At 60.7% G+C, this 20733-nt stretch carries 21 protein-coding genes and 1 tRNA gene; 9 read left to right on the plus strand and 13 right to left on the minus strand.

All coding sequences use genetic code 11. The features are described from left to right. Nucleotides 1-201: 201 nt before the first annotated feature. The gene (locus tag JQ629_RS33635; protein WP_212416261.1) at nt 202-549 is read right to left on the minus strand and encodes a hypothetical protein; all 348 of its coding nucleotides are present in this window, start codon (nt 547-549) and stop codon (nt 202-204) included. Nucleotides 550-831: 282 nt separating this feature from the next. Between JQ629_RS33635 and JQ629_RS33640 the strand changes: the two genes are divergently transcribed. After that, a complete protein-coding gene (locus tag JQ629_RS33640) occupies nt 832-1254 on the plus strand; it encodes a cupin domain-containing protein (RefSeq protein WP_212416262.1) in 423 nt (140 codons plus the stop codon). Nucleotides 1255-1364: 110 nt separating this feature from the next. Here JQ629_RS33640 and JQ629_RS33645 read toward each other — a convergent pair. From JQ629_RS33645 to JQ629_RS33665, 5 genes are all read right to left on the minus strand, one after another. Next, nucleotides 1365-1440 (minus strand) — tRNA-Lys (locus JQ629_RS33645). A gap of 276 nt (nt 1441-1716) precedes the next feature. After that, complete coding sequence (locus JQ629_RS33650; RefSeq protein ID WP_212416263.1) at nt 1717-2310, minus strand: Spy/CpxP family protein refolding chaperone; 594 nt, start codon at nt 2308-2310, stop codon at nt 1717-1719. Nucleotides 2311-2434: 124 nt separating this feature from the next. After that, nucleotides 2435-3760: a TRAP transporter large permease gene (locus tag JQ629_RS33655; RefSeq protein ID WP_212263819.1), complete on the minus strand. Its 1326-nt coding sequence runs from the start codon at nt 3758-3760 to the stop codon at nt 2435-2437. Then, nucleotides 3757-4332 (minus strand): TRAP transporter small permease, encoded by a 576-nt coding sequence (locus tag JQ629_RS33660; protein ID WP_212263818.1) that lies wholly within the window; start codon nt 4330-4332, stop codon nt 3757-3759. Before JQ629_RS33660 ends, JQ629_RS33655 begins: the two co-directional genes overlap by 4 nt. A gap of 214 nt (nt 4333-4546) precedes the next feature. Next, the gene (locus JQ629_RS33665) at nt 4547-5548 is read right to left on the minus strand and encodes a TRAP transporter substrate-binding protein (protein WP_212416264.1); all 1002 of its coding nucleotides are present in this window, start codon (nt 5546-5548) and stop codon (nt 4547-4549) included. Nucleotides 5549-6435: 887 nt separating this feature from the next. On the opposite strand from JQ629_RS33665, the gene pdxR reads away from it, so the two are divergent. From pdxR to JQ629_RS33690, 5 genes are all read left to right on the plus strand, one after another. Then, nucleotides 6436-7929: a MocR-like pyridoxine biosynthesis transcription factor PdxR gene (gene pdxR / locus JQ629_RS33670; protein WP_212416265.1), complete on the plus strand. Its 1494-nt coding sequence runs from the start codon at nt 6436-6438 to the stop codon at nt 7927-7929. 84 nt (nt 7930-8013) lie between these two features. Further along, entirely contained in the window at nt 8014-8643 is a 630-nt protein-coding gene (locus JQ629_RS33675; protein WP_212416266.1) for an FMN-binding negative transcriptional regulator, read from the plus strand. 226 nt (nt 8644-8869) lie between these two features. Then, complete coding sequence (locus JQ629_RS33680) at nt 8870-9631, plus strand: sulfite exporter TauE/SafE family protein (protein ID WP_212416267.1); 762 nt, start codon at nt 8870-8872, stop codon at nt 9629-9631. 140 nt (nt 9632-9771) lie between these two features. Beyond that, nucleotides 9772-10176, plus strand: coding sequence for a host attachment family protein (locus JQ629_RS33685; RefSeq protein WP_212416268.1), 405 nt, complete (start codon nt 9772-9774; stop codon nt 10174-10176). Nucleotides 10177-10363: 187 nt separating this feature from the next. Next, on the plus strand, nt 10364-10702 hold the full coding sequence (locus JQ629_RS33690) for a hypothetical protein (RefSeq protein WP_212416269.1): 339 nt from the start codon (nt 10364-10366) through the stop codon (nt 10700-10702). 47 nt (nt 10703-10749) lie between these two features. On the opposite strand, the gene JQ629_RS33695 is transcribed toward JQ629_RS33690, so the two are convergent. Together JQ629_RS33695 and JQ629_RS33700 are read right to left on the minus strand one after the other, a co-directional pair. Further along, entirely contained in the window at nt 10750-11220 is a 471-nt protein-coding gene (locus JQ629_RS33695) for a hypothetical protein (protein ID WP_212416270.1), read from the minus strand. A 528-nt stretch (nt 11221-11748) separates the two neighbouring features. Further along, nucleotides 11749-12111, minus strand: a complete 363-nt coding sequence (locus tag JQ629_RS33700; protein ID WP_212416271.1) for a nuclear transport factor 2 family protein — start codon at nt 12109-12111, stop codon at nt 11749-11751. A 335-nt stretch (nt 12112-12446) separates the two neighbouring features. On the opposite strand from JQ629_RS33700, the gene JQ629_RS33705 reads away from it, so the two are divergent. Further along, nucleotides 12447-12638, plus strand: coding sequence for a hypothetical protein (locus tag JQ629_RS33705; RefSeq protein ID WP_212416272.1), 192 nt, complete (start codon nt 12447-12449; stop codon nt 12636-12638). A 143-nt stretch (nt 12639-12781) separates the two neighbouring features. Here JQ629_RS33705 and JQ629_RS33710 read toward each other — a convergent pair whose 3' ends face one another. Together JQ629_RS33710 and JQ629_RS33715 are read right to left on the minus strand one after the other, a co-directional pair. After that, nucleotides 12782-13249 carry a hypothetical protein gene (locus JQ629_RS33710; protein WP_212416273.1) on the minus strand — a complete coding sequence of 156 codons (468 nt, stop codon included), beginning with the start codon at nt 13247-13249 and terminating at the stop codon, nt 12782-12784. A gap of 358 nt (nt 13250-13607) precedes the next feature. After that, on the minus strand, nt 13608-14657 hold the full coding sequence (locus JQ629_RS33715; RefSeq protein ID WP_212416274.1) for an alpha/beta fold hydrolase: 1050 nt from the start codon (nt 14655-14657) through the stop codon (nt 13608-13610). Nucleotides 14658-15135: 478 nt separating this feature from the next. Between JQ629_RS33715 and JQ629_RS37375 the strand changes: the two genes are divergently transcribed. Continuing rightward, nucleotides 15136-15714: a hypothetical protein gene (locus JQ629_RS37375; protein ID WP_249135452.1), complete on the plus strand. Its 579-nt coding sequence runs from the start codon at nt 15136-15138 to the stop codon at nt 15712-15714. A 231-nt stretch (nt 15715-15945) separates the two neighbouring features. Continuing rightward, nucleotides 15946-16746 carry a helix-turn-helix transcriptional regulator gene (locus tag JQ629_RS33725; protein WP_349631360.1) on the plus strand — a complete coding sequence of 267 codons (801 nt, stop codon included), beginning with the start codon at nt 15946-15948 and terminating at the stop codon, nt 16744-16746. Nucleotides 16747-16862: 116 nt separating this feature from the next. On the opposite strand, the gene JQ629_RS33730 is transcribed toward JQ629_RS33725, so the two are convergent. The 3 genes from JQ629_RS33730 to JQ629_RS33740 form a co-directional block, all read right to left on the minus strand. Beyond that, complete coding sequence (locus JQ629_RS33730; RefSeq protein ID WP_212416288.1) at nt 16863-18284, minus strand: HlyD family type I secretion periplasmic adaptor subunit; 1422 nt, start codon at nt 18282-18284, stop codon at nt 16863-16865. After that, a complete protein-coding gene (locus JQ629_RS33735) occupies nt 18281-20062 on the minus strand; it encodes a type I secretion system permease/ATPase (protein ID WP_212416275.1) in 1782 nt (593 codons plus the stop codon). Before JQ629_RS33735 ends, JQ629_RS33730 begins: the two co-directional genes overlap by 4 nt. A 135-nt stretch (nt 20063-20197) precedes the next feature. Next, complete coding sequence (locus JQ629_RS33740; RefSeq protein ID WP_212416276.1) at nt 20198-20665, minus strand: hypothetical protein; 468 nt, start codon at nt 20663-20665, stop codon at nt 20198-20200. Between the last annotated feature and the right edge of the window lie 68 nt (nt 20666-20733).

The following is a 20733-nucleotide window of genomic DNA, read 5'->3' on the forward strand; positions in this document are numbered from 1 at the left end:
CAAGACTGCCTCCCAAAAAGAAGCCTTGAATCTGATTTGCGCCTAAAAGGGAATCCTTAGAGTCCACACCACCTAGAGCATTATCGGTTCTGATTGAATCAGAACCGAAGCTCTAGACTCTTGTTTTGACGCGTTTTCTTCACGCGAACCGGTATCCACTTCGCTCGAAAACGCTCTAGACATCGCCGGCCTCACCTCGGCCTACCCTGGCATGCCGGGAAAGGAGCGGCTGAAAACTTCCTGAACAGCGATCAGACTGCCAAGCTGGCTCTCCAGCTCCTGCACGCGCTTTTCGCCGGCTATCATCTGCGACTCGTATTCCTTGATCATGGACGCGTCCCTGGCATCCCGGGTCAGATATTCTTCGTAATCCGTGCCCGCGACAAAGGAAGCCAGATCGCGGGCCGCATCTACTCGCCCACGCAACGCGTCCCTCTCCTTCTGAACTGACGCAACCGCGGCGCTAATCGCGGCCGAAATCGAACCGAACCGTTCGCTATCGGTCTGAGCATCGCGCTCAGCGGAACGAACCTTGAAACTTCGAACCATAGCCGGTCTCCTTGTCGCACCAGCTTCGTCGCATCACCGACCCTGTTCGCCGGGCGCCAGAAGATAGCGCATTCTAGCTTCATCTCGAATTTCGAAACGGCCTGAGGTGGCTCTTTAGAGGTAACCCGCGTTGAACGACCCGTTGGGCGCGGCCAAACTGGCCTCTTCATTCTTTGTGGGATAATCTAGTCCCATCCGTTCCGGGAGAGTTAGCAATCTGCAACTCGCGTAGCCGGGACGCTGTTGAGCCGTGCATACTTTTTCAATCCGCTGAGGTGATCGATGCCGCTTGCGCTTATTGAAACTGGCCATTTGAACGTGGATCTCAAGCCGTCGCCGATCGAGCCATCCTGGATCCTTGAAGGCAATCCGGAAGCCCGGTCGCATGTGCTGTCGACCAGCGCGGACGGCGCCGCCACAACCGTGATCTGGTCCTGCACCGAGGGCAAATTCAACTGGTACTACGATGTCGACGAGACCATCGTGATCCAGGAAGGATCGATCGTGCTTGAGAGCATGGGCATGCCACCGAAACGTTACGGCGTCGGTGACGTGATCGTTTTCCACAACGGTGCGCACGCCAAATGGCATGTCGAGGGCTATGTGAAAAAGGTCGCCGTCTTCCGCCAGACCAGTCCGTTCCTGCTCGGTCTGGCCGTTCGCGCCGTCAACAAGCTGAAGCGGACGCTCGCCCCCGTCCATTGACTTTCTGACTGCTGATCCGCCCTGCGGAGCATTCAGATATAGCTCAGCCGCGACCGCACAAGCGGTTCGCGGTCTGGGCGGCGGCTATCTGGCCAAATTCTTGAAAAGCTTGGTGGGCGCACCAGGGCTCGAACCTGGGACCCGATGATTAAGAGTCATCTGCTCTACCAACTGAGCTATGCGCCCGGACTTGGTCCGGAAAAGCCTTCGCAAGAGGGCGTCGTTTAGCAAAGCGATTCCCCGATGTCCAGCAAAGCTGACGGAGTTTTCCCGGCCTTTGGCGTGGGCCCGGAAAGGCAAAAAGCCGCTGGATTTCAGCGGCTTCCGCCCCTAGAGCCTTTTCCGTTCCGATTGAATCGGAACGGGGCTCTAGATTCATGATTTGACGCGCTTTCTTGACGCGAACCGGTATCCACTTCGCTGGAAAACGCCCTACCCGGGCCGAACTCGGCAAACCTGCGCTCAGAGCCGCTCCGGGCCCCCTCGGTCCGGCCCGTCATCCCGGTCATAGCGGTTGCGGTTATAGCCGCGGTCCCGGCCGCCATCGTCGCGATCCCGCTCAAAACGCTCCATTCGGCGCTCCCGCCAGCCTTCGCCACGGCCACGAAACCGGTCCATTCCGGTCAGCACGGCCAGGCGGCGCTTCTGGCCATCATCCAGCGTCTTGTAAAGCGGATCGGCCGCATCGGCGATTTTCTTCATGGCGGCCGCCGAAGTCGCCATGTTGTCGGCGCGCTCGCGCAGGCGCGTCAGCGGATCATCCGGCTTCTGCTGGCTCGAATCGTCCCGCCTCGCATCCATCCGCGCATTGGCGCGATCGATCCGCAGTTTGGCGAATTCCCGCACGGCGGTTTCCACCGCCGGCCACAGCTTTTCCTGGTCGGCGGTCAGCTTGAGCCCGGCATGCACGGAGGCGATCCGCGCGTCGGCAAACGCCGCCCGGTCTTCCGGGTTCATCCGCGTATGCCCGTAGCCCCAATGACGGTGCTGGGCATAGACCGCCGTAGAACCGGCGATGGCGAGCACCGCGACCGCGGCGATGGTGAACTTCCTCATTCTGACCTCCGTTGAAAGGTCGCATGAAGATGGGCCCGCGGCTGCCGGCAATCAACTTAACGATAGGCAAGAGTGCCTTCCCTTACCAAGATGTAATGTCGATGAACCTCGTCTGTCCAGATCGTTAAAGCATCCCGAGGGTACGCGGCAGCCACAGCGACAATTCCGGGATGTAGGTGATGAGGCCGAGGAAAACCAGCAGCGTGACCAGCCATGGCAGCACCGCGATCGACAATTCGGTAATGCCCATCTTGGCGATGCCGGAGGCCACATAGAGATTGAGGCCGACCGGCGGATGGCACATGCCGATTTCCATGTTGACCACGATCATGATGCCGAAATGCACCGGATGGATGCCGAGCTTGACCGCGATCGGATAGAGGATCGGCGCCATGATCAGCACGATCGACGACGGCTCCATCACGTTGCCGGCCAAGAGCAGCAGCAGGTTCACCACCAGCAGGAAGGTGATCCAGGTGATGCCGCTGTTCGTGATCCAGTTCGACATCGCCTGCGGGATCTGCTCGCTCGTCATCAGGAACGAGAACAGCACCGCGTTGGTGACGATGTAGAGGATCATCGCGCTCATGTTGGCGGAGATGAGCAGGACTTTTGGCACGTCCTTCCACCTCAGGTCCTTGTAGATGAACATCTCGATCAGGAAGGCATAAACCGCGCTCATCGCCGCGGCTTCGGTCGGCGTGAACCAGCCGAGATAGATGCCGCCGAGAACCACGACTATCAGGGAGACGCCCCAGAACGAGTCTACAAACGCCGTGAACGCCTCGCCCCACGAAGCCTTCTCGACCCGCGGAATATTATTCTTCCACGCGCGATACCACGTGGTCCCCGACAGCATGATCGCCAGGATCACGCCCGGCACCATGCCGGCCATGAACAACTGCCCGACCGAGGCAGAGGCGACTTTCTCGCCATTCGGGCCAAAGTAAACCGCCCCGCTCGTCGCCACCGCATAGATCACCATGATGATCGACGGCGGAATGAGGTTGCCGAGCGCGCCGCCGGTGACGATGACCCCGGCGGCAAAGCGCTTGGGATAGCCGACCGACAGCATCGCCGGCAGCATGATCGAGCCGATGGCGACGACGGTTGCGGGCGAAGACCCCGACACCGCCGAGAACAGCGCGGCTGCCATGGTGGCGGCGATGCCGAGCCCTCCGGGCCAATGGCCGATCATCGTTCTGGCAAAAGCGATCATGCGTCTAGCGACGCCGCCATGGGTCAGAAAGTTGCCGGCCAGGATGAAGAACGGGATCGCCATGATCTCGAACTTCTCGATGCCGGTGAAAAGCTTCAGCGCCACGGACTCGATCGGCACCGAGGTCATGAAGAACAGGAACGTCAGCACGGTCAGGCCGAGCGCGATCGAGATCGGCATGCCCGTCAGCATCAGGGCGACGAGCAGCCCGAAGATCATCAGCGTGATCATCGGGCGATCCCCCCAGCGCCGACACCGGGCGCATCGATCTCCACGCCCTCGACCTGGGTTTCGTCGTGATGCGGCAGATGCCCGGTATGCCAGAAATTATTGGCCACCTGCAGGAAGCGGAAGCACATCAGGTAGGAACCGAGCGGAACGCAGAGATAGGTGATCCAGCTCGGAATCTCCATGTCGGCCGTCACCTGGTCGGTGTGGTAGAGCCCCCAGACGAACTTCGCCCCCATGGAGCCAACGACGAACGTAAACAGCGCACCGCACAGCAGACTGAACATGACGGTGACTTTGCGCTTATTTGGACCGAGCTTGTTGACCAGTACGTCGACGCCTACATGGATGCCGGTGCGCACGCCATAGGCGGCACCGAACTTCGCCATCCACACGAACATGATGATGCAGAGCTCCTGCGCCCATGCGAGGTTGATGGGAAACAGGTACGGATAGAAAAGAGGAATGCCGACCAGATAGCGATGCATCACCGCGATGAAGATAATCACCGTGGCCGCCGCGATCAGGAATGTGATCAGCAGTTCCTCGAGCCGGTCGAGGATGCGTAGAAACATCTATATCCCCCAATTATCGAACTTCGTCATGGCCGGGCATAGCCGTTCGAAGAACGGCGTCGCTTCCGCTCGCCTATGTCCCGGCCATCCACGTCTTTCTAGCTGCTAAGCGAGTAAGACGTGGATGCCCGGCACAAGGCCGGGCATGACGAAGAACGATTTACTTGCCCCTACCAATAGCTTGAAAAAGCTCACAGCATCCCAAATCGTCGTCTTAGTTGGTCGCGCCCCTGGTCTCCTTCAGGAACTCGTCGATCAGCCCTTGGCCGACGCGGCCGGCGACATCCTTGTAGATCGACTCCATCGCCTTGCGCATCGCAGCGTCCTGCTCCGGCGTCAGCGTGACGATCTCCGTCTTGCCGCTCTTCTTGATGTCGGCGAGCGCTTCGTCGTTTTCCTTCTGCGACTGGCCGTTGCCGTAAGCGGTGGCTTCCTTCATGGCCTTGTCCAGCTGGACACGAACATCATCCGGCAGGCCGTCCCAGAACTTCTTGTTCACCACCACGATATAGCCGATGTAACCGTGGTTGGTGACGGTGATATGCTTCTGCACCTCGTGCATTTTCTGGGTGTAGATGTTCGACCAGGAATTTTCCTGACCGTCGACGACGCCGGTCTGCAGCGCCTGATACACTTCGGAGAACGCCATCACCTGCGGGATCACGCCCAGCGCACGCATCTGCGCCTCGATCACTTTCGACGACTGGATGCGGAATTTCAGGCCCTTGTAGTCGGCCGGCGTGATCAGCTTCTTGTTGGCGCTCATCTGCTTGAAGCCGTTGTCCCAATAGGCGAGACCGGTCATTCCCTTGGCATCGAGCAGCTTCAGCAGCTTTGCGCCGAGCGGCCCGTCGGTGACTTTGCGCAGCGTCTTCAGGTCGGGGAGGATGTACGGCAGATCGAACACCTCGAATTCCTTGACGCCGATCGGCCCGAACTTGGCGCTTGATGGCGCCAGCATCTGCACCGCGCCGAGCTGCAGCGCCTCCAGCTCTTCCTTGTCCTTGTAGAGCTGCGAATTCGGGTAGACCTCGACCTTGACCTTGCCGCCCGTGTACTTCTCGGCCAGTTCCTTGAATTTCTCCGACGCCAGCCCCTTCGGCGTGTTCGGCGCCACGACATGGCTGAGCTTGATGACGATCGGCGACTGCGCCGAGGCCGGGCTCGCCAGGGCCAAAGCTGCAATCGATGCCGCAGCCAAAATCAATTTCTTCATGTTTCCTCCCACGTAATTTTTTGCGGAGCGCGAACACCCGGCTCCGAAGCTTGTATGCCACCGAACCAATACAGAGAAGCCGGGCAAAACGCCATTGCCCGTTAGCAGGGGCAGGCCTTCAAGCTTTGCTGCATCGCAAAATGCGACATCCTGTCCAGCCACGATGTTAACCAATGAGGCCGGTTTGCCGTTTCACAATGCAGGACATGGTTCCGCACCCTCGCCGCGCGATGCGCCCGAGTTGTGCAACCGAGTTACCCTCTGGAAATGAGAGGGCGCAGGGAATGCCGGATGCGCGCTGCACCCGCGGTCTCGCGTGCGATTGTGCATAAGAATGCTGCACACGAGCATACAGGGCAGCGGAGAACATCCGACATTCCCTGCGCAATGGCTTTACGGCTTATGGCGCGCTCTCCCCGGTGAGACGGTCTCTATTGCCACCGTCGTCCCTCGGAAGCGTTAGCTCCCGCAGGACTTGACGCCGTTACGGGCGCCAGGACCACACGCTTTCGCCGTACGCCTTTGCCGCGACCGTCAATCGCAACATCAGCGTCCACCGCATCCCCGCCCCTCGTCATGACGACGGCCGACGCCCCTCTGAGTGGGACGGGATGAGTGAGAATGTGCCGATGATTTGGGTCGAAGGAAAGTGAAATATTTTTGATTTTCGGAAATTTAAAACTTGACACGAATTCTGCAAAACAGAACTGATTTGCCCGTCGTGTTGTTTTGTCGCATGCCGGTCGCAAGATTGCGCTTGCGCGCAAGGCGACGCGGTTCGTGGAGAAACGGTCGACAAGCCTCCCTATTTCGACAAAAGCCGGTTGGTTTTCGATCCGCTTCGCAGCACACTGGCACAGGAGATCAACGGTTCTTGGGGATATCGAATGGTCCAGATGAAGACGGTTCCGGCGCGTCGCGCGGGGCGGATGGGAGCCCGCCAAATCTACGAAACGCTCAGGGATCAGATCATGGACCAGGTGTACGGCGTCGATGGCCTGCTGCCATCGTCCCGCGCCCTTTCCGGTGAGCTGGGCGTCTCACGCACGACCGTAACGGTCGCCTACGAGCAGCTCGCCGCGGAAGGTTTTATCGAAGTTCGCCACGGGGCCCGGCCGCGCGTTGCCCGCGCCGTCGTCGAGAAAGCACGTGCCCGCACCGCATCCAGGCCCTCGGTGCGCAACATGCGACTTTCGAAATTCGGCGAGCGATTGCGACACGACCCGCCCAGTTGGACGTTGCCGTCGCGCGGCCTCGTCGCAAACTTCAGGTACGGCGACCTCTCGCCGTCGGACTTCCCGACGCTCGCGTGGAAGAAGGCCATGGTCTCGGCGCTGAACCGGCGACCCGAGAGACTGGCCTACGACGATCCCTGCGGATCGCTGCGGCTCCGAACGGCGCTGCAGGGCTATCTATGGCGTTCGAGGAGCGTGCGCTGCGACGTTGACCAGATCGTCGTCGTGAACGGGTCGCAGCAAGGGCTCGACATCTGCGCGCGGCTGCTGCTCAACGCCGGCGACCGATTCGTCATGGAGGACCCGGGCTACCTGATGGCACGACACGCCTTCTCGGCCACAGGCGCCGTCGCGATACCAATTCCGGTCGATCGCGACGGTCTGGAGACGGAGCGACTTGCGACGGTCGAAGCGCGGCTCGCCTACGTGACGCCGTCGCATCAATACCCGCTGGGCGGTGTCTTGCCGATAGGACGTCGGCACCAATTGCTCGCATGGTCGCGACGATCCGACGCCTACGTGATCGAGGACGACTACGACAGCGAGTATCGATACGGTACGAAACCGGTCCCGCCGCTTCATTCGCTGGAAGGCAACGGGAACGTCGTCTATCTCGGCACCGTGTCCAAGACGCTATCGCCGACGTTGAGGCTCGGATACCTGGTGGTGCCCGCCGACTTGCGCTCGTTGTTTGGCGCAGCCAAGCAGATCATGGACAGGCACACTCCCCAGATCGAGCAGGAGGCGCTTGCGACGATGCTGGAGAGCGGTGCGTACGACAGTCACGTCAGACGTGTTCGTCGGCGCAGCGCTGAACGCCAGCAGGCCCTGCTCAACGCCTTGCGCCGCAGGTTTGGCGACAGAATCCAGATCGACGGCGCGGATGCCGGCTTGCACGTCGTGGTGTGGTTCCGCGATCTGGCGCTGGAATTCGAAGCAGCGTTGATCGAGGCCGCCCGGTCGAAAGGCCTCGGCGTCTACCCCGTCTCGGCGCTGTTCGAACGGCGCCGGCAGGGGCGCCGCTTCCGTCCGGAGGTGGTCGGTCTCGTCATGGGCTTTGCAGCGCTGGAAGTGCGGCAGATCGAACGCGGCTGCACGCTGCTCGCCCAGGCCGTCGACGAAGTCGCCGCCGGAAGACGCCGTTAGCTGGACCAGCAAAAATGTCGATAACTGGCAGTTTTGCATGTGCCAGATTCGGACTATCTCCGGGCCGGGAAACGGAGAAACGCGATGTATGTACCCCCCGCCTTCAAGGACGACGATGTCGAGAGCATCCGCGCGACCATCCGCGGCGCCCGGCTGGCCACTCTGGTGACGGCCACCGCCGAAGGCCCGGTGGCGACGCCCTTGCCGTTCTTCCTCGACGAGACCGAGGGCGAGCACGGAACGCTCTACGGCCATCTGGCAAGGGCCAACCCGCACTGGCGTCTGCCCCCAATCGGGGAAGCTCTGGCGATTTTCACGGGCCCAGAGGCCTACGTGACGCCGTCCTGGTACGCGACCAAGCAGGAAACCGGAAAGGTGGTGCCGACCTGGAATTACGTCGCCGTGCACGCTTACGGTCCGGTCGAGTTCTTTGTGGAGCCCGAGCGGCTGCTCGATGCGGTGACGCGCCTGACGAACAAGCAGGAAGGATCGCGCGCAAAACCCTGGGCCGTCGCCGACGCTCCCGCCGATTTCATCGCCGCGCAGTTGCGGGGGATCGTGGGCGTGTGCATTCCGGTCGCGCGGTTCGAGGGCAAGCGCAAGATGAGCCAGAACCGTCCGGAGGCCGATCGCGTCGGCGTCGCGGCGGGACTGGCGGCGAGCGACAACCCGCAGGACCGGGAGGTTGCGCCTCTCATCCCGGTTCCGGCGTGAGGAGGCTTCTCCTGGCTGGGCGAAACTGGGGACGGATGCGAATGCAGTCGAGGTGTTGTGCGTCTGCCGTGCTTGTTTCTTCGCCGCGGCGAACGACCATCTGATGTCGAGATCATTGCCAACCCGAAGTCCAAGCCTATAGAGTATCGCCTGGGGACGTCGCAGCCTCCCCGTGAAGTGGGTGACCCCATGCAAGCGCTGCTCGCTTTCCTATGGAGCGAGCAACATGGATGGAAACCTCGTACTTCCTTTTATTCTTGCAACATTTCTTGGCGGCTTCGTCAGCGGGTTTTCCGGATTCGCGATGGGCATCGTCGTGTCGGGCATATGGCTGCACATCATCACGCCGATCCAGACCGCCGCGCTGATTGCCGGCTACGGGCTACTCACGCAAGGTTACGGCATCGCGAAGCTGCGCCATGAGTTGCGCTGGCAAGATATTTGGCCGCTGACGCTCGGTACGGCAATCGGCATCCCGATCGGCGTGATGCTGTTGACGCACATCAATCCGACTTACCTGCGCTTCGGCGTCGGAGTGCTGCTCGTCCTTTACGCGACATACAGCCTTGCACGCCCACCCATAAAGCCAATGAAGATCGGGGCGCCGGCCGATGTTGCAATCGGCATTTCCAACGGATTGCTCGGAGGTCTCACCGGTCTCGGCGGCATCATCTCCACCATCTCCTGCCAGTGGCGCGGCTGGTCCAGGGACAAGCAACGCTCCGTGTTTCAACCGGTGCTGTTTGCGGCATTTGTGATCATCTCGATCGCGCAACTCGTCGCAGGGTCGTACACGGTCGAAACCGTCAAATTGTACGGCATCGGGCTTCCTTTCATGGTAGCCGGCATATGGATCGGCTTCAAACTGTACGGCACCATCAACGACGACACGTTTCGCAAGGCGGTGTTGATACTGGTTCTCCTGGCGGGCGTGTCACTGATCGCTTCGGCGTCGGGGCTGATGCCTGTCTCCCAAGGTCGAAACTGAGGGAGATTCCGGCGCTCTCAATCTCCCGCGGACATAGCAGGTTACTTGGGGCGCCGCATTCCGGTTCCGGAACCAAGCGCGCCCTGATCGATTGACGTACAGCCTGCATCTCAGTGCATTCCTCACACTCTGGAGATTTCATGTTGCTTCCCAAGGGAACAATCGTGGCCGTCGCCGACGGAGAAAAGTTCAGCCTCTTTAGCAATATCGGCGATGAGGCCAGCCCAGCGCTGACGGCGATGCCTGAATCGGAGATCGAAAACGTAAACAAGGGGTCCGGCGCGGGCCATCAGAGCAGTTCCGCCAATCCTGACGAAAGCCAGGCCGCGGAAGACGGCTTCGCCGGCGGAATAGCGGGTTTACTCAACAAACGGGTCTTGGATGGCGAAATTTCGGATCTCATCATCATCGCCGCCCCGCGCACCCTCGGCGAGCTTCGCAAGAGCTATCATAAAAAGCTGTCGGAGGTTCTTCGCGGCGAGATCTCGAAGGACCTTACCGGTCATGCGGTGCACGATATCGAAAAGACGATCGCTGCGGCCTAGAGTCTTATCGGTTCTGATTGAATCAGAACCGAAGCTCCAGGCTGTTGTCTTGGACGCGTTTTCTACCGCAGATAAGTTTACGCAATCTGCGTAAACTTGATTGCTCTGCGAAGCGGCATCCACCCCGCATCAGCAGCGGCGACTTCCCGGCACTTGTTCGTATTGAAACTTCATCTTGGAGACCAAAATGCGCGTTGGAAAAATTGCAATCGCTCTCGCGACATTGTTTATCGGCATTTCCGTCGAAAATGTATCAGCTCAAGTTGCGAACCCCGAACTGGAGGCGTGCCGGTCGACGGGTTTGATTGCACTGAGAGAGCGCAATCCCGGCATCAAGGACGTGACTCTCGACGTTGACGGAATGACGGTTGCAAAGGCCAACACGAAGGTCGAGGACACGCCCATCAAAACAATTGTTATCGGAGACGCCTATCTCGAAAAAGGCAAGCAGGACACGCGCCGAACCTTTCTCTGCCTGATCGGCGAAAAGGGCAAAGTCTTACTGACGTTTTTTACGGACAAATAGGCGGACGAGCTTGAGGAGCCGCCCACGCGTTCAAGCGTTCGCGGCATCTAGTTGCCGAACATCACCAGGCGCGAAGTGGCGTCACCACCAAAAGCCATGACCGGGGCTTCTTCGTGCTCTCGTGGTTCCAGTCGCTGCTTGGCGCGGGCAGCCTCCCGCCTTGACTTGCGTTCGGCGTAGCGCTTGCGGCGTTCACGCGCGTCGGCTTCAGCCTTCTTCGCGTCCGGCTTCTCAATGCGTTTTTCCGGCTGCGCCGCCTGCACCGGCTCGGGGGTCGGGTCCACCACGGCAGCCTGTTGCGATGTCTGTTGGGGTGGTTGCGGCGGCTGGGCCGCCTCTGCCGTCGTAGGCAGGATGACCCTGACGGCGGACGGCAGTTCCGCGGTCGTACGTGCCTGGTAGCCGGAGCGTTCCTTGAGCGCCGAGTTAGCCATCAGGAGTCCGCTGCCAAAGCCAACTCCCAGGATGACAAAAGTAGTTCCCACCCCTGCGAAAAAAATGCGCGCGCTAGATGCCATGACCGTGTCTCCAAGAATGCACGTCAACACCGTGATCTCGAGATAGGTTCCGGGCCGGGAAAAATAGGTAACCGGCGTTTCCTGTGCCTCCGCTATCCTTACCCGCTCGCAGTGCTTGTGCACGACTCGTGGCGCAATTCAGAACGTGGCTTCCCATGTTGAGATCAATGACTCTCGCTGTATACCAATCCTCTACTTCAATAGCGGAGAAGGCGTGCTTGAGGTTTGCGCCTCGTTCGAGCATGCTGATGCAGTGTCCGAAAAAGCTTGTCGTCGCGATGATGAGCAGCGCTGCCGAGCATTATAAAAAGCCCTGCCGAGCGGGTGCTCGGCAGGGATCACGCAGAGAAGTCGACGGACGGCAAGAGGGGACTTGGTGGCCCATCGAGGGTCTGCGAGCGTATTTGCGTCGGCACTAACGTCCCGGGTTGCCACTTGTTCCCGGCAGGATACTCTCTGGAAAGTCTGTCGCTTAATCGCCGTCCGCTTTGAACCTGATAGCGATCATCGACGGTTCGCGAACGTCGGTTATGCCGACAGACGTCGGTCCACCGGCCCGCAGTGGGTGCGCTCAATCTTGCCTGACGGGCTGAAACGAAAATGCGCCCGCACCAGACTGGCTTTGTTGTTCCGATAATCGACCCAAATGCCGTCTTCCGTCACCGTGAGATCGTCGAGGGTAAAGGCAGTCGGGAGCAGATTTTGAAGTTTGCCGGACCAGTAAGCCGACAACGGCTCTCGCCCGGTCAGGCGCGCACCCTCACAATCGCATTCAAGAGTGGCGCGCTCGTCGTAGAGATCGAGCAACGCGTCGAGGTCGCCTGATCGACATGCGTCGAGCCAGTCAATAACAACGGCCAGCGGATCGAAGTCGTCAGGGGCAAGCGACATAACGGTCCCATCACAAGCAGTCTGCCGCCCCAGGTGCTGAATAGGCAGTCGATGATGAATGCACCTTGAACGGCCCAAGCCTCGCACCCCGTAAAAACACGGTGCCTCTCCTCATGCGAAGTCATCACCGTGCCGCGAAGGTGAGTCGTGTTTGTGCGTGCGCGCACGCAGGAGAATCGATGACTGGCTGATGCCGCTCCTGCGAAAAGCAGACTGCGCCCAACGCAAGGCTTGTTCCCCAGGGAACAGCGCGGCGCGGCAGACGGGGGCATTGTCCTGTTCACCGATGAAACGGAGCGATGATCGCCCCGGTCGGACACGAAGGAGCAGAACCGATGACCAGCCATACCGGACTTCTGAACGACACCGAGCTTGCGACCGCTTCAGGTGGCGTCACTTCCCTGATTGGCACCAGCACCATTGCGCATCCGCACATTCCCCGGAATCACGACCTGCTGACGCCGCAGCAGATCGCGAAGCTGCTTTCGTTCAACGGCGGCTTCAGCCCCCCGATCCCCCGCAGCTGATTTCAGCAAGCCGAGAGCTGAATTGCCTGGTCTCGCCTCCCCTGGCCAAGGAGGCGAGATCTTTCCTTGCCCACAGATGACGGGGGTGCTGCGGGGCGCTACAAGCCCATCGAGAAGTTGGCTGCCGCGACCGCACCCGCTCCTCACCTCGCGGCCGCCTGCTTCTTGTCGCGCGGCAGGAATGGCTTGAGCGGTCGCTTGATCGCGCCCGCGCAAGCACGGGTGACGGTCTTGCCGCCGTCGGTCCAGGTCTGCGTGCCCTTCAGCCCGGCGCTGCGCCGCACGAAGCTGCCGCTGTACTTCGCCTCGTACGCCCGGCTGCCGCTCTTCCAGGTGCCCTGAAGATCGATCTTCTGGCCGTCTATTTTTCCGGTGCCCTGCTCGGCGGTGGCCTCGACGGCGGCGTTGCGCAGCCGCACCACATGCGTGTAGCGCGCGGTGCCGCCGCTGATCGTAACCTCGATGGCCTCGCGCATCTTGTCGCTGGTAAACGGCAGCTTGTCGCATACCATGGTGCCGCGATAGGTGGTGTCGAGCACTTCCGCCGCGACGGGCGTGCCCATCGCCGCCATCATCGTCGCCGCCAGCACCGCATGTTCCAGCCGCACCATTGCCGCCCCCTTTGTTTCGTTGCCGCCACCGAGCAGTCTTCCGCCGCTTCATTCAATCCGCATCGTACTGCCCAACCGGGGACGTCGATAGGGGTTGAACTCAGCTTCGCAGCGGCAGCGTGGCGGCTGACCGCGACCTGGGATGGGTGAAAAAACCTGACCTCCCAGGGCGGTCCGAACCTTGGCGCAAGGCGGACATTCCGCACACTGAACATGTTCGCCAAGAGCCAGATGCAGACGAACGCATCGCAGCAAAAACCGATCAGTTTGCAATTGCGGTGAGGTATCGGACTTCCATGACCCCACAACCAGCTTCAAGCCGAGCGCACTCAAGCATTTGCACGGGATGCCCCCGGGCTCATTCAGCTTCCTTCATCCAGCGCACAATCCCGGGCCAATACTCTTCAAGCGTGCGCCTCCCCATGAACAGACTTAGATGGCCGCACGGGGCGACCGCGTGGCGCAGAGATTCCGCCGGCGTTCCCACGAGCCGCTCCACTGCAAGCAATTGTTCCGGGGCGACCACTTCGTCGGCGCTCCCGGCCAGAAGATACATCGGAAGCAGCAGCCGCGAGAGGTCGATCTCTTTTCCCAGCGCGACGAAGTTTCCGCTGGCGAGCGCGTTGCATTTGTACAGTTTTTCGACAACTTCGAGATAGTATTTTCCGGGAACGTCGATCGTCCAGGAATTCCAGTTCTTGAAGATGGCTTCGAGTCGGGTGAATTCCGGCGAGCCGATCGGATGCACAGTCTGCAGAGAGTTTCTGATATCTTTCGGGTCAGTCTCGTTCCCCCAGAACGGCGCGACGTTGCGGCCGATAACGAGACCATCGCCTGACTTGACCAGGCTCTCAAACACGAGCCGCGGGGTCGCCTCGGCGATAACAGACAAACCGGATTGCTGCGCGGCAATATCAACCGGCGCGCCGGCCATCACAAGCTTGCGTACCTTGGCCGGGAAGCGTCCCGCATAGACCAGGGATAACCAGCCGCCCTGGCAAAGCCCCACGAGATCGACCAGGCCGCCGAGATGATCGACAAGGACATTGAGATCGGCAAGATATTCGTCGATTCCGAGAAATCGCATGTCAGCGCTGGCAGAGCGCCAATCGGCCATGAACAGCCGTTCAATTCCAGCGCCATGGAGGGCCGCAACGAGACTGTGGCCGGCTGCAAGGTCGGCGATAGCGGCTCCATGCAGCGCGAGCGGTGGGCACAGCAGGGTGGGAACGCCGCTTCCGCCGACAGTAAAGTCACGAAGCCGGACGGCATGCAGTTCCAGCGCGATCGTGCTTGGCGTGGCTCCTTCCGGCTCCTGCGCAGGACTGGCGCCACCAGCGTCGGCTGAGAATCCAAGAAGCTGCGCCGCGACGGACGAGGCGGTTTCAGCGGCCGATGCAGCGACCATCGCAGGCCAGAAGAACGCCGCATAAGGGAATTGATCGCCTGGATACCGATCCATTTGATTGATGTCCGGTGCGCCCCCACGCGATAGCCTAGCACTTTTCGCTGGGCATCGAGCCGGGAAATGGCGCAACCGGGCTCAGCTATTGGCCATGACTGCTCCTGGCGCAGTGCGGGACAGCGGGCATTCACCGAATGGCTGACGAAGCAACCGCCACCTGCGAGCGGCTACACGGCCGATCGCGCAACGGTCCAACAAAGCAAAACCGGGCAGCCGGTCAGATTTGAATTTGACCGGACAGATCCGTCAGTCGACCGCTCGGCGGTGCGTCAACGTTAACCATGCGGGAGCGTGATTTCGCACGGGATGCACGCTTAATGAGCGCTTAACGCTTTTGCGCAACAGATATCTCCTCAGCAGTAAAATCAAGAAGTTGCGGCAAGAGTGCAATGGGAATTCCGCCCTCGAGGAGGGGAATTGCATGGGATTGCTTTTCATTGGCGTACTGGCTGGACTCCTGATCGGCTATGGGCTCGGCCCGTCGCAGGCAAGCCTCCGGGAGTGCGCGCCACAAGGCTGCCTCGACGGACCCCCGACCGGTCCACCGATGGCGCAGAAGTCAACGACGCTCAGGCCGAATCCTGCAACAGCTGGAGCGAAGTCCGCTGCGGTCAAGTCCAGGAAACCATCATCGGCCGGGTCCCGCGGACGGGCTCACGTCGTCAAAACCGCGCACGCGCCGTCGAGGACCCCCGCCTCGCCAACCTATCGATCCGCCGAAAGCCCGGATCCCGTCCTGAACAAGGCAAAGATCTCAGTCGCAGCAAAGATGGACGATCCGGCGTCCGCCGAGTTCGGCGACATGAAGCGGGCCATCAGACTGAATATGTGGGGGCGTCCGGTGGACACCATCTGCGGTCACGTCAGAGGGAAGAATGCGTCCGGTTCAGATACCGGAGACAGGCCGTTTCTATATCTCGTGAAGGAGGATGATGCATACGTCGTCGCTGGCAAGGCAGATTCAGCGGCGGCGATCGCGTATCGTAACATCTGCAACTAAGGCATGATCCGGGATTGCGGATACCGGTTCTTGCTCAATCAGAAGCCAGAATGAGCGCGGTGCGATGAAATCGCATCGTGCCCGGCAGTGAAATTGTGTGGAAAGAATTTCCTCCTGCAACTGCAGCGTCATGGATATCCCTGAGACCCTTGAGCAACGATTGCTGAATCGGGCACCTCTCATGGACTGGCGCCAGGCAATTATGATCGGTGGAAATTTGGAATCAGTGGGGTGGCCCAACAGCTTTTTGAATTCGGGGTTATTATGGACCAAGTCGTCAACCACGCAGAACGGCTCAATGGATCGCCGCAAATGCCGGCCCTGGTGATCATCGAGCCTCTCACCTTAACGCGTACCTGCATTCTAAGCATTCTCCGGCGGGAATTGCCGGGGTTCGAAATCGTCGAAATGGCGACCACGGACGGTCTGGATTTCGTGTCGGGACGAGATGTTTGCCTGGTGGCGCTGAGTACCGGGGACAAGTCCATCACCGATTCATCTGTCGAGGACGATCTCGCTCTCCTCGTGGACTACTGCCCCAATGCCTCCATCGCGCTCTTGTCGAACCGTGATGACGAGGCCACGGCATTGGCCGCAATGCACAGGGGAGTACGAGGCTTCTTCCCGACCTCGATCCCGGTCGAGGTCGCGGTTGCCGGCCTGCGTCTTGTTCTCGCCGGCGGCGTCTACAGACCACTTCCGATCATCGCGCAAAATGGGACCGCAGCGCCGGAATTGCTCTCTGCTGCCGAGTTGCCGTCGGGATACCTGGCCGTTGACGCTGCGAAAGACGCGCCAGAAAAACACCTGATCGATTTCACGCCTCGCGAGCAACACGTGCTTGCGGAACTGGAACTCGGTCTTCCGAACAAGCTGATTGCGGCTAAACTGAATCTTTCGGAAAACACCGTTAAAATGCATATTCATCATATCATGCGGAAGTGTGCCGCTCGCAACCGCACTGAGGCGGTGCTCCGCTGGAGCGGCCGGCTGTCGGGCCATGAACGCGATACCAGCCCAGGCGCATCTTGAGGCAGCTAGAGCCTTTTCCGTTCCGATGGAATCGGAACGGGGCTCTGGATTCTTTGATCTGACGCGTTTTCTTGACGCGAACCGGTGTCCGCTTCGCTGGAAAACGCTCTAATCGCTCAATCCTCCTTGAACGCGCCGTTGAAGCTGTCGAGCAGAGGCCTCAGGGCGTAGAGTGCCACGGTGCTGCGCCCGGTTGTGATGAACACCTGTGCCGGCATTCCGGGGATGATCCGGATGTCTTGCTCGGCGATCCGCGCATCCTGCACGCGAATTTTGGTTGCGTAGTAGGGCTGCTCGGTACGCTTGTCGACGAGGCGGTCGGCGGATACGTGCGTCACTGTCCCACTGAGACGCGGTGCGCGGCGCTGATTGTAGGGCAGCAGGTGCACGTCGGCATTCAGTCCTGGATGAACCACATCGATGTCCTCGGGCTTGATGCGCGCGGTCACGATGAGGCGATCCTGCCGGGGCACCATATCCATAAGCGGGGCACCGGCCCCGATCACGCCGCCGGGGGTATGAATCCGCAGGTCGGTTACCACGCCGTCCTCGGGAGCCTTGACCTCGGTTCGCGACAGCTGGTCCTCGGCCGCCCGCAATCGCTCGCGTAGCTGAAACATCTGGTTTTGTGCCTCGCGCAGCGACTGCGCGATTTCGTTTTGCCGGTCGTTCTCGAGCTTGAGCAGCGTCGCCTGCGATTCGCTAATGACCTGCTCGGCGCGCGAAATATGCGCGGCGATCTCGCCCCGCCGCCCCTGTATTTCAGCCACTTCCCGTTCGAGGTTCAGAAGGCGCGGCCGCCGTTCGAGCCCCTTGCTGACGAGGGTGGCCACCATGTCCAGTTCCTCGCGGGCGATTGCGGCCCGCTGCGCGACGGCCGTCTCCTGCGCCTTGAGGCCCAGGATTTCCTTGTCGACCTGGAGGCTTTTCTCCCGGACGACGGCGAGCTGAGACCGGAAGACCTGCCGGCGCGTTTCAAAGATGTTTCGCTGCGCGGTGAGGACATCTGCGGCCGATGAATTCTCTTTCCCCGCAGTCGCCATCCTGGCCGGAAACGACACATGCTCTTGCCCTTGCATCTCGGCCTGGAGCCTTGCTTCACGTGCCGTTGCGTCCCACAATTGGCCCTGAAGGCTCTGCACCTCGGCGCGGGCCCTGGTGTCGTCCAGCCAGATCAGCACCTGACCGGCGCGCACTGCGTCGCCGTCGGCAACCAGAATTTCCCTGACGATGCCGCCCTCAAGGTGCTGAATCGTCTTCCGGCTCGATTCCGTTTCCACGACGCCGGAAGCGATCGCGGCACTCTCGAGCGGCGCAAAGCCCGACCAGATTCCCAGGCCCAGCACATAGCAGACGACCAGCAGATTGCCTGCCCAGGTGAAGCCGCGGAGTGCGGCGCGAGGTGAGGCTGGCGTCGGGGCCGTCCACCATGCGAACTCCAGAGGCTCGATATCGTCGATCGCGGTAATCACGACCTTGGTTCGCCGCTCCGGGACGAGGGAAGACGAGTGCGGCGGCTTGTCTGGAACGTCGGTCACGGGACAACTCGCTGCGGTGACACGTTGGCGGCTGCGGGCGTACTCTCGGGCAACGTGACCTGTGATGCGACTTGCGGTCGGCTCAAATACCTTTCGAAAATTTCCTCGCTTTCGCCACATGCCGTGACGGCGCCGCCCTGCATGATGGCAATTCTGTTCGTGGCCGCGAGAATACCCATTCGATGGGTGATGATGATCACCGTGATGTTGGCTTTCTTCAGCTGCTCGATGGCATCGAACAGCACGCGCTCGCCCACGTAATCGAGGCTGGCGTTCGGCTCGTCGAGCACGACAAGGCGCGGGTCATCGAAGAATGCCCGCGCAAGGCCGAGACGCTGGCGATACCCGCGCGAAAAAGCACAGCCGCCGCCGGGAATGACGGTGTCATACCCCTGTGGCAGCCCCGCGATGGTGTCATGGATTCCGGCGAGCTTCGCGGCTGCGATGACCTTCTGCGGATCGCTATCATCCAGCCCTGCGATGACATCCGTTATTGTCTCCCCAAACAGGTTGATGTCCTGCGGCAGATATCCGAGGTGACGATCGCCCCCTCCCTCACGCAAGACCGATACGTCGACGTTGTCGAGCAGGACGCGCCCCTGAGTTGGCGTCGAGATTCCGGCAATGATCTGGCCGAGCATTGATTTGCCGGAGCCGGACGGACCGATAATGCCAAGGCATTCACCAGGCGCGAGGCTGAACGAGACTTCTCTCAGCAGGAATCCGCCGGAGCCTGGCAATCCCACGCCGACATTGTCGACGACGAGACGGCCCCGGTTCGACGCAATGCCCGCGCTCTCCGGGATGGCGGGGATGATGACAAGGACGTCCGTGAGCCGCCGATAGGCGCTCAAGGCCGTCGCGAAAGCTTTCCAGCCAGCAATGGCACCCTCGACGGGTGCGAGCGCGCGGCTGAACAGCAGTGTCGAGGCAAAGATAATGGCGGGGCTTCTGTTGTAGTCGAGTACCAGCCACGCGGCGGCTCCCATGATCAGGACCTGCGCCAATGCGCGTGCCGGCTTTGCGACAAGCATGATGATCTCGTATCGCCGCTGGGCCTCGTCGTGCTCGCTTCGCGCGTCCTGCGCGGCCTGGCAGATCAGGCGCGCGGCGCGGTCGCGCATCCCCATGGCCTGGATCAATTGAACATTATCGACAGCCGTCGCGAACCGGCTATGGCTTCTGGCCCAGGCAGTTCCGGACCTGGCCTGCGCATCCTCGGTGAGGACATCGCCGACAAGAGCGAGACCGAACAGGAAGAGCACGCTGCAGGCTCCTATCACTCCCAGCAAAGGATGTACGAGAAAAAGCACACTTAGAAACAGAGGTACCCAGAGCGCGTCGAACAGCATCGGGCATGCATTGGATTCGACGAACTGACGCAGAACAGTGAGATCCCGATACGCCTGCGATGCCTGCGCCGGGTTGCCGCGGTTGGCGCATTCGAGGCTGGCCGAGAGCACGGAGGGACGAAGGCGATCTTCGAGCCATGCCCCGAGCCGCCCCAACACGGCGCGGCGCAGCGCGTCAAGTACGCCACCAACCACAACGGTGAGCGCGACGATCAGGGTGAGCATCAGAAGCGTGTGGCCGCTCCGGCTCGACAAGACCCGATCATAGATCTGAAGCAGGTAGATGGACGGAGCGAAGAGCAGCAGATTGTAGCTGCAACTGTATGCGAACACGATGCCAAGCGTGCTGGCGCAGGCCCAGAGCGCCGCCTGCAGCCTTGTCTGCGGCTGTGCTGCGAGGTGTAATCGGAGGGGCGGCATCAGCATTGTCGTCACCGCCAGAGCCCTGAGGATTCGACCTTCTCGTTCCACCGTCAGTCCAGCATGGCGCCGGATTGATCGGCGGCGAGTCGTGGACCGGCGGCCGCTGCCGCCGGTCTTGCCAGTCGGACAAGCTGCCGATCAGAAGGTATCGAAAACGAAGTTCACGTCTCCACCCAGCGCGAAGTTGCCATTTCCACCGTCGCCGCCGATACCAGCCACCACTTCCTGATGCATGTCCGCCTTCAGCGAGTTTGACTGCTGCGCCGTCGTGTTGGCGTATACCTTGGAGGTATTATGGCCGCTGTCGGAGTCCTGGCTTCCGTTCGACGTGGCCTTTCCTCCCTCGGCCTTCGCAAACCACGAAGCCTTTCCGTTTGCGCCCCCGGCATCCCATTCCGCCTTTTGATTGACGTGATCGCCGGTTTTCACGTCCACGCTGGCGCCGCTCGCCTTGTTGTATGGATCGAAGCTGATGCTCGGTTGGTTGACGATTTTTCCCGAGAAGCTGCCGTCGCCGCCATTTCCGGCGTTGTTGCCCCCGGTGTTGATCGATTTGAATTCGATAGAGTCGGAAACGTTGATCAATCCCTTTGCCTTGGCCATCATATCAGCCTCCGTCCTGTGTTGATTTCACGCACCATCCGTCCGGATCAGGATAGCGGATGTGTCAACAA

Source organism: Bradyrhizobium sp. AUGA SZCCT0222 (assembly GCF_018130205.1).
GTDB lineage: Bacteria > Pseudomonadota > Alphaproteobacteria > Rhizobiales > Xanthobacteraceae > Bradyrhizobium.

What these genes read in the sequence shown, in the direction of transcription:
- JQ629_RS33635 (WP_212416261.1), bottom strand. Translation starts at nt 549, where the DNA reads ATGGTTCGAAGTTTCAAGGTTCGTTCCGCTGAGCGCGATGCTCAGACC.
- JQ629_RS33640 (WP_212416262.1), top strand. Translation starts at nt 832, where the DNA reads ATGCCGCTTGCGCTTATTGAAACTGGCCATTTGAACGTGGATCTCAAG.
- JQ629_RS33650 (WP_212416263.1), bottom strand. Translation starts at nt 2,310, where the DNA reads ATGAGGAAGTTCACCATCGCCGCGGTCGCGGTGCTCGCCATCGCCGGT.
- JQ629_RS33655 (WP_212263819.1), bottom strand. Translation starts at nt 3,760, where the DNA reads ATGATCACGCTGATGATCTTCGGGCTGCTCGTCGCCCTGATGCTGACG.
- JQ629_RS33660 (WP_212263818.1), bottom strand. Translation starts at nt 4,332, where the DNA reads ATGTTTCTACGCATCCTCGACCGGCTCGAGGAACTGCTGATCACATTC.
- JQ629_RS33665 (WP_212416264.1), bottom strand. Translation starts at nt 5,548, where the DNA reads ATGAAGAAATTGATTTTGGCTGCGGCATCGATTGCAGCTTTGGCCCTG.
- pdxR (WP_212416265.1), top strand. Translation starts at nt 6,436, where the DNA reads ATGGTCCAGATGAAGACGGTTCCGGCGCGTCGCGCGGGGCGGATGGGA.
- JQ629_RS33675 (WP_212416266.1), top strand. Translation starts at nt 8,014, where the DNA reads ATGTATGTACCCCCCGCCTTCAAGGACGACGATGTCGAGAGCATCCGC.
- JQ629_RS33680 (WP_212416267.1), top strand. Translation starts at nt 8,870, where the DNA reads ATGGATGGAAACCTCGTACTTCCTTTTATTCTTGCAACATTTCTTGGC.
- JQ629_RS33685 (WP_212416268.1), top strand. Translation starts at nt 9,772, where the DNA reads ATGTTGCTTCCCAAGGGAACAATCGTGGCCGTCGCCGACGGAGAAAAG.
- JQ629_RS33690 (WP_212416269.1), top strand. Translation starts at nt 10,364, where the DNA reads ATGCGCGTTGGAAAAATTGCAATCGCTCTCGCGACATTGTTTATCGGC.
- JQ629_RS33695 (WP_212416270.1), bottom strand. Translation starts at nt 11,220, where the DNA reads ATGGCATCTAGCGCGCGCATTTTTTTCGCAGGGGTGGGAACTACTTTT.
- JQ629_RS33700 (WP_212416271.1), bottom strand. Translation starts at nt 12,111, where the DNA reads ATGTCGCTTGCCCCTGACGACTTCGATCCGCTGGCCGTTGTTATTGAC.
- JQ629_RS33705 (WP_212416272.1), top strand. Translation starts at nt 12,447, where the DNA reads ATGACCAGCCATACCGGACTTCTGAACGACACCGAGCTTGCGACCGCT.
- JQ629_RS33710 (WP_212416273.1), bottom strand. Translation starts at nt 13,249, where the DNA reads ATGGTGCGGCTGGAACATGCGGTGCTGGCGGCGACGATGATGGCGGCG.
- JQ629_RS33715 (WP_212416274.1), bottom strand. Translation starts at nt 14,657, where the DNA reads ATGGTCGCTGCATCGGCCGCTGAAACCGCCTCGTCCGTCGCGGCGCAG.
- JQ629_RS37375 (WP_249135452.1), top strand. Translation starts at nt 15,136, where the DNA reads ATGGGATTGCTTTTCATTGGCGTACTGGCTGGACTCCTGATCGGCTAT.
- JQ629_RS33735 (WP_212416275.1), bottom strand. Translation starts at nt 20,062, where the DNA reads ATGCTGATGCCGCCCCTCCGATTACACCTCGCAGCACAGCCGCAGACA.
- JQ629_RS33740 (WP_212416276.1), bottom strand. Translation starts at nt 20,665, where the DNA reads ATGATGGCCAAGGCAAAGGGATTGATCAACGTTTCCGACTCTATCGAA.